The 14245-nt window shown below is 71.3% G+C and carries 13 protein-coding genes; 10 read left to right on the top strand and 3 right to left on the bottom strand.

Annotated features, from left to right (window positions below):
* Positions 1 to 34 precede the first annotated feature (34 nt).
* Genes KME78_RS46855 through KME78_RS46840 form a run of 4 tightly spaced genes read left to right on the top strand, consistent with a single transcriptional unit; the run spans position 35 to position 5157 of the window.
* Positions 35 to 1606: an ABC transporter substrate-binding protein gene (locus KME78_RS46855; protein WP_219536438.1), complete on the top strand. Its 1572-nt coding sequence runs from the start codon at positions 35 to 37 to the stop codon at positions 1604 to 1606.
* A complete protein-coding gene (locus KME78_RS46850; protein ID WP_308127401.1) occupies positions 1607 to 2581 on the top strand; it encodes an ABC transporter permease in 975 nt (324 codons plus the stop codon).
* Entirely contained in the window at positions 2582 to 4396 is a 1815-nt protein-coding gene (locus tag KME78_RS46845) for a dipeptide/oligopeptide/nickel ABC transporter permease/ATP-binding protein (RefSeq protein WP_308127400.1), read from the top strand.
* Entirely contained in the window at positions 4393 to 5157 is a 765-nt protein-coding gene (locus KME78_RS46840) for an ABC transporter ATP-binding protein (protein WP_219536437.1), read from the top strand. The genes KME78_RS46845 and KME78_RS46840 overlap by 4 nt, the downstream gene beginning before the upstream one ends.
* On the opposite strand, the gene menC is transcribed toward KME78_RS46840, so the two are convergent.
* The 3 genes from menC to KME78_RS46825 form a co-directional block, all read right to left on the bottom strand.
* Positions 5147 to 6247, bottom strand: coding sequence for an o-succinylbenzoate synthase (gene menC, locus KME78_RS46835; protein ID WP_219536436.1), 1101 nt, complete (start codon positions 6245 to 6247; stop codon positions 5147 to 5149). The genes KME78_RS46840 and menC overlap by 11 nt on opposite strands.
* On the bottom strand, positions 6244 to 7038 hold the full coding sequence (locus KME78_RS46830) for a GNAT family N-acetyltransferase (protein WP_308127399.1): 795 nt from the start codon (positions 7036 to 7038) through the stop codon (positions 6244 to 6246). The genes menC and KME78_RS46830 overlap by 4 nt, the downstream gene beginning before the upstream one ends.
* Before the next feature lie 78 nt (positions 7039 to 7116).
* Positions 7117 to 10200, bottom strand: coding sequence for an AfsR/SARP family transcriptional regulator (locus KME78_RS46825; RefSeq protein WP_219536435.1), 3084 nt, complete (start codon positions 10198 to 10200; stop codon positions 7117 to 7119).
* A 252-nt stretch (positions 10201 to 10452) separates the two neighbouring features.
* Between KME78_RS46825 and KME78_RS46820 the strand changes: the two genes are divergently transcribed.
* The 6 genes from KME78_RS46820 to KME78_RS46795 all read left to right on the top strand — a co-directional run bounded on the left by KME78_RS46820 (position 10453) and on the right by KME78_RS46795 (position 14228).
* On the top strand, positions 10453 to 10647 hold the full coding sequence (locus tag KME78_RS46820; RefSeq protein WP_219536434.1) for a hypothetical protein: 195 nt from the start codon (positions 10453 to 10455) through the stop codon (positions 10645 to 10647).
* 380 nt (positions 10648 to 11027) lie between these two features.
* A complete protein-coding gene (locus tag KME78_RS46815) occupies positions 11028 to 11276 on the top strand; it encodes a hypothetical protein (RefSeq protein WP_219536433.1) in 249 nt (82 codons plus the stop codon).
* A 141-nt stretch (positions 11277 to 11417) separates the two neighbouring features.
* On the top strand, positions 11418 to 11930 hold the full coding sequence (locus KME78_RS46810; RefSeq protein ID WP_219536432.1) for a TlpA family protein disulfide reductase: 513 nt from the start codon (positions 11418 to 11420) through the stop codon (positions 11928 to 11930).
* Positions 11927 to 13720: an ABC transporter ATP-binding protein gene (locus KME78_RS46805; protein WP_308127398.1), complete on the top strand. Its 1794-nt coding sequence runs from the start codon at positions 11927 to 11929 to the stop codon at positions 13718 to 13720. The genes KME78_RS46810 and KME78_RS46805 overlap by 4 nt, the downstream gene beginning before the upstream one ends.
* Complete coding sequence (locus KME78_RS46800) at positions 13717 to 13986, top strand: S24/S26 family peptidase (protein ID WP_219536431.1); 270 nt, start codon at positions 13717 to 13719, stop codon at positions 13984 to 13986. The genes KME78_RS46805 and KME78_RS46800 overlap by 4 nt, the downstream gene beginning before the upstream one ends.
* Positions 13987 to 14084: 98 nt before the next feature.
* Complete coding sequence (locus tag KME78_RS46795; protein WP_219536430.1) at positions 14085 to 14228, top strand: hypothetical protein; 144 nt, start codon at positions 14085 to 14087, stop codon at positions 14226 to 14228.
* The last annotated feature ends 17 nt before the right edge of the window (positions 14229 to 14245 follow it).

Raw genomic sequence — 14245 nt, 5'->3', positions numbered from 1 at the left:
GGTGCTTCGGACCACACCCCCTGGAGCGCCCCCCATGAGAACACCAGCGGTGCTCGTCGCGTTGGCCCTGCTGGCCGCGGCCTGCGGCGGCACAGCGGGCACGAAGACGGGCACGCCCGTCACCGGCGGCACGTTCACCTTCGCCATCAGCGCCGATCCCGGGGCGCTCGACCCCGCCATGGGCGTGCTGTCGGTCACCAACCAGGTGCTCAAATTCGCCTACGACACGCTCGTCGACGTCGGCGCCGACGGCCGGATCGTCCCGGGACTCGCCGAGAAGTGGCAGGTCAAGCCCGACTCGGTGACCTTCACCCTGCGCGGCGACGCCACCTGCTCCGACGGCGCCAAGCTGACCCCCTCCGACGTGGCCGACACCGTCAACCATGTCGCCGACCCGGCCACCAAGTCGCCCATCTACGGCGTTGTCGTGCCCATCGGGATGAAGGCCAAGGCGGACGACGCGGCGGGCACCGTGACCCTGTCCACGCCCGAGCCCTTCAGCTTCATCCTGCAGAGCACCCAGACGATGTTCATCGTGTGCGGCAAGGGCGTCAAGGACCGCTCGGTGCTCGCCCACGGCACCTCCGGCTCCGGCCCCTACCGGCTCACCGAGGCGGTCTCGGGCGACCACTACACGTTCAAGGTCCGCAGGGAGTACGTCTGGGGTCCCGGCGGCACCACGGCCAAGGACCTGCCCGAGACGGTCACGCTGAAGGTCGTGCCCAACGAGCAGACCGCCGCCAACCTGCTCGTCTCCGGCACGCTCAACGGCGCCGTCTTCTACGGCCCCGACCGCGCCCGCGTGGCGGCCACCCCGGGAGTCGTCAAGAACGTCCTGCCCTTCGGGAACGGCCAGTTCTTCTACCATCAGGGCGACGACCGGCCCGCCCACGACCCGGCCGTACGCAAGGCGCTCACCCAGGCCGTCAACCTCAAGGAACTGGCCGGGATCGCGGCCAGCGGCACCGGCCGGCCCGTCACCGGGCTCGTCCTCGATCCCCGGCCCTGCCAGGGCGACACCGTCGCCGGGCACCTGCCGGCCTACGACCAGGCCGCGGCCGGCGCGGCGCTGGACGCGGCGGGGTGGCGAGCGGGCGCCGACGGCGTCCGGGTCAAGGACGGCAAGCGGCTGACGCTGCGCTTCGTCTACCCCACCACCAGGGGATCCGGGGTCCAGGCCGCGGCCGAGTACCTGGCCGCGGCCTGGAAGAAGGCCGGCGTCGAGGTGAAGCTGAACGGCATCATCGACGCCAAGCTGGCCGAGTCGCTCAACGTCACCCAGGACTGGGACGCCATCTGGCTGCCGATCGCCGTCACGCTGCCGACCCAGCTCGTCGGCTTCCTGTCGGGACCGGCCGCGCCCAAGGGCGCCAACTTCGCCCACCTGGCCAACACCCGCTACGAGTCGCTCATCGCACGGGCCGCGAAACTGCCCGCGGCCGAAGGCTGCGAGCTCTGGCTGGAGGCGGAGTCGGCGCTGTTCGAGAACGGCGATCTGGTGCCGGTCGTGGAGAACACCGTCCTGGCCGCCGCCAAGAACGCCACGTTCACCGTGACGGCCGGGGACGTCGTGCCGACCTCGATCCGCCTCACGCAGGGAGGCTGAGTGCGCGACCTCCAGAGGGTACGGGCCCGAAGGTCGGGGCCGCGCTGGGTGGTGCGGCAGGCCGTGCGGTTCGCCCTCTCGCTCGCCGCGTTGCTCGTCGCGTCCTTCGCGATGATCCACCTCATTCCCGGCGATCCGGTCCGGGCCTCGCTCGGGCCGGCCGCGCCGATCGAGGCCGTCCAGGCTCGTACGGCGGCGCTGGGGCTCGACCGGTCGATCCCCGAGCAGTTCCTCACCTACACGGGCCACGTGCTGTCCGGAAATTTCGGGACCTCGTTCCTGTCAGGGGAGCCGGTCGGCGAGATCGTCGCCGGCCGGCTGCCCAACACGCTGGCCCTGGCCCTGCTGGCGACCGCGGTGGCGCTGCTGCTGGCGGTGCCGCTCGGCATGTGGGCGGCGGTCCGCACCGAGAACGGCCGCAACCGCGGCACCGAGTACGCCTTCAGCACCGTGACCGGCACCGCCGTCGCCGTGCCCGAGTTCCTGTACTCGATCGCGCTGGTGACCGTCTTCGCCATCGGTCTCGGCGCGTTCCCGCCCGCGGGCAAGGTGGGCGCCGCCTCGTACGTGCTGCCCGTCCTCGCCCTGGCGATCGGCCCGGTCGCGATGATCGCCCGCATCTCCCGCGCGGAGACGCTGCGCGAGCTGGGCTCCGACTACGTACGGCTGGCGCGCGCCAAACGCCTGCCCGCCGCCCGCCTCTATCTCCGGCACGTGCTGCCCAACACGCTCACCGCCACCCTCACGCTGGGCGGCCTGCTGCTCTCGGCGCTGATCGCGGGCAGCGTGCTGGTCGAGTACGTCTTCGCCTGGCCGGGGCTCGGCCTGAAGATCGTCGAGTCGATCACGCAGAAGGACTATCCGGTCGCCCAGGGCGTCATCCTCGTCTACGGCGCGATCGTGCTCGTCGTGAACCTCGCCGTCGACCTGGCCCTGGCCGCGCTCGACCCCACCTCCAAGATCAGAGAGGCGTAAGTGAAGCCTCGCCTGCTGCCCCGCACCCCCGCCGCGGTCGCCGGAGCCGCGCTGGTCGCGGCCATGGTCGTGCTGGCCGTCGTCGGGCCGCCCCTCTGGGGCGCCACCGCCGAGCGCATCGACGCGGCGGCCATCCTCCAGGGCACGTCCGCCGCCCACCCGCTCGGCACCGACAGCCTGGGCCGCGACCTGCTCGCCAGGGTGCTGGTGGCCGGGCGGTTCTCCCTGGCGCTGGCGCTGGCCGCCACGCTCATCGGCGGCCTGGCCGGGATCGTGCTCGGCGCCCTGCCGTCCGTGCTGCCCGGCCGGGCAGCACGGCTGATCACCGGAGCGGTCAACGCCCTGGTCGCCTTCCCCGGGCTGCTGCTGGCCATGTTCACCGCGGTCGTCAGCGGGCTGGGCGCCCGCGGCGCGGTCCTGGGCATCGGGGTCGCCATCGCGCCCGGCTTCGCCCGGCTCACCCAGACGCTGGCCGCCACCGTCGCCGGATCGGACTACGTGTCGGCCGCCCGCATGCTCGGCGTGTCCCGCCGCCGGGTCCTGACCGGGCACGTGCTGCCCAACATCGCCGAGCCGCTCATCCTGCAGCTCACCCAGGCGCTCGGCGGCGCGCTGCTCGGCCTGGCCGGGATGTCGTTCCTCGGCCTGGGCGTGCAGCCGCCGTCCTTCGACTGGGGCCGGCTGCTGTTCGACGGGTTCGCCCGCATCTACGTCACACCCGAGGTCGCGCTCGGCCCGGCGGCGGCCGTGGCGCTCGCGGGCATCGGGTTCAACCTGCTGGGCGACGCCATGGCCAAGGCCGCCGCCCGGACCGCCCCGGCCGGGAAGAAGCCGGCCGTGGCGGTGCCGCCCAACCCCGGCGAGCCGGATCCCGGCGCGGTGCTGGAGGTCAAGGGACTGACCGTCGCGTTCCCCGGCGGCGCGACACCTGTACGCGAGCTGTCGCTGACCATCGCGCCCGGCGAGATCGTCGGCCTGGTGGGGGAGTCGGGCAGCGGCAAGAGCCTGACCGCCGCGGCCATCGGCGGGCTCGTCCCCTACCCGGGCACGGTCACTTACGGACGGCTGCTGCTCGGCGGCCGGGACATGGCCACGCTGTCGGGCAAGGAGCTCGGCACTGCGCTGGCCATGGTGTTCCAGGACCCCATGGCCTCGCTCAACCCGGCGCTCCGGGTGGGCGGGCAGCTCGCCGAGGTGGCCATCGCGCACCAGGGCGCCGGCCGTGCCGAGGCGAACCGGCGGGCCGTGGACCGGCTCGGCCATGTCCACCTGCCCGACCCGGCCGCGCGTGCCCGGCAGCATCCGCACGAGCTGTCCGGGGGCATGCGGCAGCGCGCGGTGATCGCGATGGGCCTCATGGCCACGCCGCGGCTGATCATCGCCGACGAGCCGACCACCGCGCTCGACGTGACCGTACAGCGGCAGATCCTGCGGCTGCTGCGCGAGGTCACCGAGGAGACCGGCGCGGCCGCGCTGTTCATCTCGCACGACATCGCCGTGGTGGGGGAGCTGTGCGACCGGGTCATGGTCATGTACGCGGGCCGGGTCGTGGAGGAACTGCCCGTCGCCCGGCTCGCCGCCGAGGCCGCGCACCCGTACACGCGGGCGCTCATCGCCTCCCTGCCCGACATGGACACCGACCGGGACCGGCCCCTCGCGAGCATCCCCGGCCGCCAGCCCGCCCCCTCGGACGTGGGCCCCGGCTGCGCCTTCGCGGACAGGTGCGCCCTGGCGAGCGCCCGCTGCGCCGCCGAACGTCCCCCGCTCATCCCGTACGGCGTGGCGGGCCGCGTGGCCTGCTGGGAGGTCACGTGATCATCGAAGACCTGACCGTGCGCTTCGGCGCCTTCACCGCGGTCGACCGGGTCACGCTGGAGATCCCCCCTGGCCGGATCGTCGGGCTGGTCGGCGAGTCGGGGTCGGGAAAGTCGTCCCTGGCCAGGGCGGTGAGCGGCCTGGTGCCGTACACGGGCCGGATCGATGGGGCGCGGAACGTCCAGATGGTCTTCCAGGACCCGTACGCCTCGCTGGACCCGCGCATGACGGTCGGCGACTCGGTGGCGGAGGGGGTGCGGCCGGATCGCGCGGGGTGGTCGGGCAGGCGCGACCGCGTGGGATGGCCGGGCGGACGCGACCGCGCGGGACGGCTGGGCAGGCGCGACCGCGCGGGGCGGGGGGCCGAGGTGGAGCGGCTGCTGGGGCTCGTCTCGCTCCCCGCGGAGCTGGCCGGACGCTACCCGCGCGAGCTGTCCGGCGGACAGCGGCAGCGGGTCGCCGTCGCCAGGGCGCTCGGCGCGGCGCCCGATCTGCTCGTCGCCGACGAGATCACCAGCGCGCTCGACGTGTCCGTCCAGGGCGCGGTGCTCAACCTGGTGCGCTCACTCCGCGACGAGCTGGGCCTGTCGATGCTGTTCATCTCGCACAACCTGGCCGTCGTCCGGTACGTCTCCGACGTCGTCGCGGTCATGCACCAGGGCCGCGTCGTCGAGGCGGGACCCACCGAGCAGGTCGTCGGCGAGCCCGCGCACGACTACACGCGCGCCCTGCTGGAGGCGGTACCCCGGCTTACAGGGTGATCCACTCGGTGGCGGTGGTGACCTCGTCCAGCACGGCCGGGATGGGCGCGACGCCCAGGCCCGGCCCGGTCGGCACCGCCAGATGGCCGTCGCTCAGCTCGAACGGCTCGGTGATGTCGGTCGCGAAGTAGCGGCGCGACCCCGAGGTGTCGCCCGGCAGCGTGAACCCGGGCAGCGCGGCCAGCGCCACGTTCGCGGCCCGGCCGAGCCCGGTCTCCAGCATGCCGCCGCACCACACCGCGATCCCGTTCGCCCGGCACAGGTCGTGGATGCGGCGGGCCTCCAGATAGCCGCCGATCCGGCCGGGCTTGATGTTGACGATCGAGCACGAGCCCAGCGCGATCGCGGCCGCGGCGTGCTCGGCCGACTCGATCGACTCGTCCAGGCAGATCGGCGTCTTGAGCTGGGTGGCCAGCTTGGCGTGCTGGACGAAGTCGTCGTTGGCCAGGGGCTGCTCGATGAGCAGCAGGCCGAAGTCGTCGAGCTTGGCCAGCTGGCGGGCGTCCACGAGCGTGTAGGCGGCGTTCGCGTCGACCTGGAGCAGCACGTCGTCGCCGAACCGCTCGCGCACCGCCCTGACCGGCGCCACGTCCCAGCCGGGCTCGATCTTCAGCTTGATCCGCACGTACCCCTCGTCGAGGTAGCCCTCGACGGCCTCGAGCAGCTGCGGGATGGAGTCCATGATGCCGACGGAGACGCCGCACGGCACCCGGTCGCGGGCCGCGCCGAGGAACCGGCCGAACGACTCGCCCGCCGCCCTGAGCTGGGCGTCGAGCACGGCAGTCTCCAGGGCGGCCTTGGCCATCCGGTGCCCCTTGATCGGCTCCAGGGCCCGGCCGACGGCGTTCGCGTCGAGGGTGCGGGGCAGGGCGGGCAGCAGGAAGCGCCGGATCACCTCGGCCGCGCCGTCGACGTACTCGCTGGAGTAGAGCGGCTCCGACATGGCCACGCACTCACCCCAGCCTTCGGCGTCGGGCGTCACCACCCGCACCAGCAGCACGTCACGGGCCGTCTCGGTGCCGAACGAGGTGCGGAACGGCGCCACCAGCGGCATCGCGATCCGCCGCAGCTCAACTCCTGTGATCTTCATGCTGTCTCCACTACATAAGAGGACTTCTGGTGAAACCCGGTGACGACACCGCCTTCGGCGATCAGACCGCCCAGGACGTCCCGTACGGCATGACGCCATGCCTTGGCCGTTCCCGGGTCGGCCCGGCGCAACCCCTCGATGTCCGCGGGCACGGCCACCAGCACGACCGCGGCGTCCGTACGGCCCGGCACGGGCCGGCCTCCGTCGTCGGCCAGGCCGACCACCGCGTCCCGCGGCACGTGGACGGGCTGCGGCTGCCGCCTGGCCAGCGCCTCGACATGCGGCGCGGACAGCTCCCAGATGGCCAGCATCCGGTCGGACTCGTCGCCCTGGTTGATCTCGTCCCCCATGATGCCGTAGAAGCCGGGCAGGTACTCGTGCGGCCGGGCACCCAGCTTGGCCAGGTTGAAATGGGCGTTGCGGCGCACCAGCGGATCGTAGGTCCAGGTGACCCGGTCCAGCCCGCGCTCCAGCGCCCACCGGCGCTGGTGCAGCTTGAGCTCGAACCCGATCCCGCGTCCGGCGGACGCGCCGGTGATGTGGGAGTGCAGCGCGTTGCCCGCCGCCAGGAACCCGACGGACCCGCCGGCCAGCCGGTCGCCGTCGAAGGCGCCCGCGACGTAGCCGCCCGCGTGCGACAGCGCCCGCATCAGCTCGACCGTGATCGGCTGCCCGCCTTGGTCGAACCGCCAGATGCCGTCGAACAGCGCGAACAGTTCCTCGAACTCCGCGATCTTCTGTAGTTCCCTGACCGCGATCAACCTGCCGGCCCTCCGAGTCGTCGATGTCACCCGCGACCGTACGCCACAGTGAGGGCGGCCGGATTCGTGCCGGCCCACCAAGAGGCGAGGATTCTTCGTCGCCGAGCCCTACGGCTCGGGAAGGGCCCGCGCCGGCGCGAGCTGCAGCCGGGTGTGCAGGCGCAGGGCGGAGATGACGGCTTCGCGGCCATGGACGGGGACGAAGTGTGCCTCTTCGAGCAGGCCGTCGTCGCCCACGCCGTTGATCTCGCGGGTGATGGTGAGGGCTTGGTGGAGGTGGTCGGTGGTTTCGGGGTGGCGGCCGGTGGCGAGGTAGGTGAAGCCGATGGCGATGAGTGCCAGGCTTTCGCCCCAGCGGTCACCGGTCTCGCGGGTGATGGTGAGGGCTTGGTGGAGGTGGTCGGTGGTTTCGGGGTGGCGGCCGGTGGCGAGGTAGGTGAAGCCGATGGCGATGAGCGCGAGGCTTTCGCCCCAGCGATCGCCGATCTCGCGGGTGATGGTGAGGGCTTGGTGGAGGTGGTCGGTGGTTTCGGGGTGGCGGCCGGTGGCGAGGTAGGTGAAGCCGATGGCGATGAGCGCGAGGCTTTCGCCCCAGCGATCGCCGATCTCCCGGGTGATGGCGAGAGCCCTTTTCAGCGGGGGCACACTGGCCGCGTGCTGGTCGAGCTGGCGGTAGGCGTTGCCGATGCCGATGAGGGCGCGGCCCTGGCCGCACCGGTCGCCCTCCTGCTCATAGAGGGTGAGAGAGCGGTGCTGCTGGTCGAGCGCCTCGGCGAATCGGCCCGAGCGGTCATAGATGAACCCCAGATGGTTCCGCGTCTTGGCCTCGCCCCAGCGGTCGCCGCTCTCCTGGTCCAGGACGAGCGCCCGGTGGTGATACGTGAGCGCTTCGGACAGGTGCCCGGATCGCCAGTACGCGAAGCCGAGATTCTTCGTCGTCTCGGCCAGCGCGCGAGGGTCGCCGGCGTTCCGCGCCGCGTCGAGGGCCAGGAGATGCGTGTCGATCCAGTCCCTGACATGCCCGCGGACGAAGAAGAACCGCCACAGGACATGGGGAAGCCGCCAGGTGAGGGCGTGCCATCCGTGCTCGGCCGACAGCGTGATCGCCGCGATGAGGTTGGCCCGCTGCTCGTCCAGCCACGCCATCGCGTCCGCGGGGCCGGCCAGGACGGGCGGGTCGGCGGGCACATGGGTGATCGTCAGGGGGAAGCGTCTCCTGGTGGGTTCGAGGAGGTCGGCGGCGCGATCGGCGGTATGGAGATACCAGTCCAGGGCGCGGCGGACCGCGGTCGTCCGTTCGGTTTCGCTGTCCTCCTGGTGGGACTGCTCGATGGCGTAGGCGTGGAGCAGGTCGTGGAACCGGTGCCGATCACGGATGGTCCGCTCCAGCAGAGAGCGATCGGTGAGGAGTTCGAGCAGCCGCCGGGCCTCGGGGATGGTGACGCCGGCCAGCGCCGCCGCTTCGGGCGGGCTGACGTCGGCGCCCGGGTGCAGGCTCAGCAGGCGGAACATGCGCGCGGCCGACGGTTCCAGCGCCCGGTACGACCAGGAGAACACCGCCCGGAGGCTGGCCTCATGGTCGTCGGCGGTGTCGAGCGTGTCCAGGGCGGTCCGCTGGTCGCGTACCTCGTCGGCCAGGTCCTTCAGCGAGCAGCCCGGCCGGCAGGTGGCATGCTCGGCGGCGATCGTCAGAGCCAGCGGCAGGTGAACACACGACCGGGCCAGCTCCTCGGCGGCCCGCGCCTGGGCGCTGATCCGTTCGGGGCCGAGGATCCTGGTCAGCAGGGCGGTCGATTCGGCGGGGGAGAACTGTTCGAGCGGGACGCGGTGCGCCCCTTCGCGGACGGCCAGTCCGCGCAGCTGACTGCGGCTGGTGACCAGCACGACGGCATGCGAGCCCGGCAGCAACGGCCGCACCTGCGCCGAGTCGCGGGCGTTGTCGAGCAGCATCAGCACCCGGCGTCCGGCCAGCACGCTGCGCAGCATCGCCGAGCGGGCGTCCGTTCGCGCGGGGATCCGCTCGGCCGGCACGTCCAGTGTGTGGAGGAGCAGTTCGAGCGCTGTGCCGGGGTCGACGTGCCCGCCCGGCCCGAAGCCGCGCAGATCGAGGTAGAGGAGCCCATCCGGAAACCGGTCCATCACCCGATGGGCCCAGTGCACGGCCAGCGTCGTCTTGCCCACGCCGCCCATGCCGCTGATCGTGGCGATCACGATGGGCGGCGACGTCTCGTGGCCGTCGCCCACGAGGAGACCGTCGAGGGCTTTCAGCTCCTTGTCCCGCCCGGTGAAATAGGCGATGCCGGACGGAAGCTGCTGAGGGACGCCGTCGCTGACTTCTGAATCCGGCTCCTCGCCGGTGTCGGGCGGGAGCACCTGCCGAGAAGGCGTCACTAGCCCCGGTTGCGTCTCGTCAAGGATCCGGGCGGGTTCGGGATCGTCGTTCAGAATGGCGGAGTGGACCCGGACCAGCTCCTGAGTCGGGTCGATGCCGAACTCTTTCCGCAGCAGGGTGTCGATGGTCCGGTAGGCCTCCAGCGCTTCCGCCCGGCGGCCGGCCTTGTGGAGCGCGATCATCAACTGGGCCCACAGCCGCTCATGGTAGGGATGGTCCGCCGTCGCCTCCTTCAGAGTGACGATCGTCTCGTCGTGGCGGGCGAGCTGAAGGCCGAGCTGAAACCACCGTTCGATGGCCCGGAGCCGTTCCTCCATGACCCAGGGCACCTCTTCGCGGTGCAGCGACTCCGACGGGACGTCGGCCAGCACGGGGCCCCGCCACAGCGCCAGCGCCTGCCGGAGAAGATCGGCCTTACCGGTGGCGTCCTGGGTGGCGGCGGCCCGCACGGTCAGATCCCGAAATGTCGACAGATCGAGGCTGCTCGGCGCGAGGTTGATGACGTAACTGTCGTTGAAGGTATGGATCAGGCGGCGGGCGTCATGGTGGCCGTCGCCCAGCGCGCGCCGTAGCCGCGCGACATGCGTGTGCAGCGCGCCGCGGGCGTCGTTCGGCGGGGTGCCGTCCCAGATCCGCTCGATCAGCTGGTCGTGCGACACCTTCTGGTTGGCCTGCAGGAGGAGGGTGGCCAGAACGCCTCGTTGTTTGGCTGCTGGAAGGGAAATCGGCCGGCCGGCACGCGAGATCTCCAGTGTGCCCAGCACGCCGAAATGGAAGAGCGGTTCTGGTTCTGTATCCACAATGATCCTGACGTCACAGCGGTGGTTCTCGAGCGTAACGATCAGTTCTCACGTCCCACTCACATTTCACTTTCAGCCCCATCGTGCTGCCGATCCGTCGGGATCCTTTCGGCCGAAGACGGCCAGGTAGGAGCCATGGGCATGACGACAGCGGCGCGACAGCCGTGATCCGGCCGCCGAGTCAGCACGAGGTCAGGGACGCGACAGCCGAATACGGCAGAGTGCGTACATCAACCGAAGAGGGGAGAAGCGGTGGTCAAGAAACTGATCGACGGAATGCTCGGTGTTTTCCTGCCCAAGGCTCAGGCGCACGCCATCGAGTGCTGGGAGGACTATTGGTGCGACCGGGACTCGCAAGGGTCGGTCTATTATCACCGGACCTGCTGCCTGACCAGGGACGGCGTTCGCTGCAACAACTGGTTCGGCGTGTGCACCAACTGCTGCTGAACGCGCCGACGGAGGAACGATGAAAATCATCGCAACAGCCGCTCTGCTGGTGTGCGCGGCCACCATGGCGCTCCCCACGCAATCGGCCCATGCGTCGAAGCCGGCCGACCCAGGATTCTGCGGCGTACGCGGACACGTCCTGTAACTACGTTCTGCCGGGCGGCTACCAGACGTACACCTACCCTGCTGACGACTGGAACTGGACCATCAGGGCCTGCTAGGAGCAGCACGATCATGTCAGCACTGACAAAACGCTGGGCGGGCAAGCTCGCCGCGACAGCCGCGGCGGCCGCATTGTTCATCCCGGTCTCGCCGGGCGACTGGGAGGTGCGCAACTGCGCCTGAGCTTCTCGTCGTCGCGAAAACACGTGGAGGACGTAATGCGCAAGTCAGCCCGATCGGCGGTTCTCGTCGCCGCGCTGGGGCTCGGAGCCATGATGCCCGCGGTCGCGAACGCCGACGCGGGGGTCAAGGCCGAGGAGTGGCGTTTCGCCACCTACAATGTCGAATTTCTCTGCGATATCGACCTCGCGGTCACCCGAACACGGTACGAGACCGACCCGCCGACCGGAAACTGTCTCTATTCGAATGTGGCGCACTACTACTACTTCTGGTGGAAGGTGCCGTAGCCACGGACGCCCATTCACAGGAAACCCAGGCCGGGAGTCTTCTCACCGACCTGGGTTTTCTCTCATGGCCGCGTCAGCGGGCCGACAGGGTCACGACAGCGCGGCCCGCCAGGATTCCATAGTCGCGTAAGGAGGATGGTGATGAGCATGCTCGCGGTCGCGGTGGCCCTGTTAGGGGTGCTGTGCGTGGTGAATCTGCTGTTGACGTTCGGCGTCATCCGGCGGCTGAAGGAAGGGCAGGGGACGTCGTCGCCGGTCGGTCTGCCGGTTCCGGGGGCGGAGGTGGGGGCGTTCGAGGTGGCGGCGCGGGACGGGCGGATCCTGTCGCGGGAGTCGCTGGGCGAGGGGACGCTGGTGGCGTTCCTGAGCGCCGGCTGCGCGGGGTGCGGCCCGCAGGTTCCGCGGCTGCTGGAGCGGGCGCGTGAGCATCACGGGGAGCGGATCGTGGCGGTCGTGTCCGGGCCGGAGGCCGAGGCGGCTCGGCTCGTCGAGCCGTTGGCGGGGGTCGCCGACATCGTGCTGGAGCCGCAGGCCAAGGCGGCCAACGACGCGTTCGGGGTACGGGGTTATCCGTCGTTCTGCCAGGTGGCGGGCGGGGTGGTCACCGCCTCGTCGGTGAACGTGGCGGCCCTGCCCGCGCCGAGCCGGTCGTGAGGCAGGCGCTGGTCGCGGCCCGGCTGGTGTGGCGGGCGGCACCGGTGCCGGTGCTGGGCTATCTGGCGGTGACGTTGGTCGCCGGTCTGGTGCCGATCGTGGTGGCGTGGCTGACCAAGCTGGCGCTGGACCGGGTGGCCGCTCCGGGGCCGCCGGGGGTGCTGCTGGGGCTGGCGGTGGGGTTGGCGGTGGCGGGCCTGTTCACCTCGGTCAGCCTGCAGGGCAGCCAGTACCTGCGCGGGGAGGTGAGCCGCAGGACGACGCTGGTGGCCAAGGACGAGCTGTTCGCGTCGGTGGAGCGGCTCGACGGGCTGGCGCGCTTCGAGGACCCGGCCTTCCTGGACCGGCTGAGGTTCGCTCAGGAGAGCGCGCGGGCTCTGCAGCTGATGGTCGACTCGTGTTTCGGGCTGGCGCGCGGCATGGTCACCTTGGTGGGGTTCGTGGTGTCGTTGGCGGTGCTCACCCCGGTGTTCACCGGCGTGGTGGTCGTCGCGGCCGTACCCGCGCTGATGGTGGAGCTGCGGCTGTCGCGGCGGCGGGCCGATGTGATGTGGAAGATCGGCCCGGTGGAGCGGCGAGAGTTCTTCTACGGGCAACTGCTGTCGACGGTGAACGCCGCCAAGGAGATCCGGCTGCTGGGCATCGGCTCGTTCCTGCGCGGCCGGATGATCGACGAGCTGCGCACGTCGACGGCGGCCAAGCGGCGGCTGGAGCGGCGGGAGCTGTCGGCGCAGGCGGGACTGTCGCTGCTGTCGGCGGCGATCTCCGGTGGCGGCCTGATCTGGGTGCTCGTCAGCGCGGGCCAGGGCAGGCTGAGCGTGGGAGACGTGTCGATGTTCGCGGCCGCGGCGGCCGGCGTGCAGTCGGCGGTCGCGGGGCTGGTGAGCACGGCGGCGGGCGCGCATCAGCAACTGCTGATGTTCGGCCATTATGTCGACGTGATCGAGGCGGATCCGGATCTGCCGGCCGCCGCGCCCGCCGCCGCGCTGCCCGTGCTGCGGCGCGGCATCGAGCTGCGTGACGTGTGGTTCCGTTACAGCCCGGTGCATCCGTGGGTGTTGCGGGGGCTCAACCTGTTCATCCCGTACGGCGAGGCGGTGGCTCTGGTCGGCCACAACGGCTGCGGCAAGAGCACGCTGGTCAAGCTGCTGTGCCGGTTCTACGACCCGACCCGCGGTGCGATCTTGTGGGATGGGGTGGACCTGCGCGACGTGGAGGTGGGGCGGCTTCGCGAGCGGATCGGAGCGGTGTTCCAGGACTTCATGGCCTACGACTTCAGCGCCGCGGACAACATCGCGGTGGGCGATCTGGTGTCCCTCGGTGATCAGCGGCGGATCGAGACGGCGGCCGGGCACGCCGGGGTGCACGAGATGGTCGAGGCCCTGCCGCACGGCTACGACACGTTGCTGACCCGGATGTTCCACCAGGATCCCGACGACCCGGGTGGCGGGGTGACACTGTCGGGCGGGCAGTGGCAGCGCCTCGCGCTGGCCAGGGCGTTCCTGCGTGAGGACCGGGATCTGATGATCCTGGACGAGCCGAGCGCGGGGCTGGACGCCGAGGCCGAGTACGACCTGCACACGCGCTTGCGGCAGATCCGGGCGGGCCGTACGGGCGTGCTGATCTCGCATCGGCTGGGTGCGGTGCGGGCGGCGGACCTGATCGCGGTACTGGTGGACGGGGTGATCGTGGAGCGGGGGAGTCACGCCGACCTGCTGGCGGCGGGCGGCACGTACGCGCGGCTGTTCACGTTGCAGGCCGAGGGCTACGCGATGGCGCGGTCGGGATGATCGGGTGGGCGGTCCCGGCCATCGTCGTGGTGGGGGTGCTGTGGTGGTTGCGCACCGGCTATGTGGTGGTCCTGGTGCGGGGGCCGAGCATGCGGCCGACCTACCGGCAGGGTGAGCGGGTGCTGCTGCGCCGTACGACCGCGGGCAAGCTGCGGCGCGGGCAGGTCGTGGTGGTCACCGGCGTCTCCGAGGACGGCGCGTGGCTGCTGAAGCGGGCGGTGGCGATCCCCGTCGGGGTGGTGGTACGGCGCCTGAGCCCGCGGTGACGGCGCACCGGTCGGCGTGACGACATCGCGCCGCCAGGAGCACGACATACGCGATCTCCAAGATGGAGACATCCCATCGAGTGCGAAGGAGAGTCGCGATGCGAGGCAGAACGAGAGTGGCGGCGATGATCGGGGCCGTGTTGTTCGCGGTGGTGACGGTGTGCGGGGCAGCGGCGGTGGCCCAGGCCGCCGACGGCGGGCCGGACACGCCGATGGTCACGGAGACCCACAAGACCCAGTGACCGTGATCAGGCGCTGC

Origin of the sequence: Nonomuraea guangzhouensis (assembly GCF_019396345.1) — a bacterium.
Lineage (GTDB): Bacteria > Actinomycetota > Actinomycetes > Streptosporangiales > Streptosporangiaceae > Nonomuraea > Nonomuraea guangzhouensis.
Note: the sequence above shows the minus strand (reverse complement) of the source record. Positions and strands in the feature narration are given on the sequence as shown.

Bases quoted from the DNA above. Each gene is read 5' to 3' on its own strand.
- KME78_RS46855 (WP_219536438.1), top strand. From the start codon at position 35: ATGAGAACACCAGCGGTGCTCGTCGCGTTGGCCCTGCTGGCCGCGGCC.
- menC (WP_219536436.1), bottom strand. From the start codon at position 6,247: ATGAAGATCACAGGAGTTGAGCTGCGGCGGATCGCGATGCCGCTGGTG.
- KME78_RS46815 (WP_219536433.1), top strand. From the start codon at position 11,028: ATGCGCAAGTCAGCCCGATCGGCGGTTCTCGTCGCCGCGCTGGGGCTC.
- KME78_RS46810 (WP_219536432.1), top strand. From the start codon at position 11,418: ATGAGCATGCTCGCGGTCGCGGTGGCCCTGTTAGGGGTGCTGTGCGTG.
- KME78_RS46800 (WP_219536431.1), top strand. From the start codon at position 13,717: ATGATCGGGTGGGCGGTCCCGGCCATCGTCGTGGTGGGGGTGCTGTGG.
- KME78_RS46795 (WP_219536430.1), top strand. From the start codon at position 14,085: ATGCGAGGCAGAACGAGAGTGGCGGCGATGATCGGGGCCGTGTTGTTC.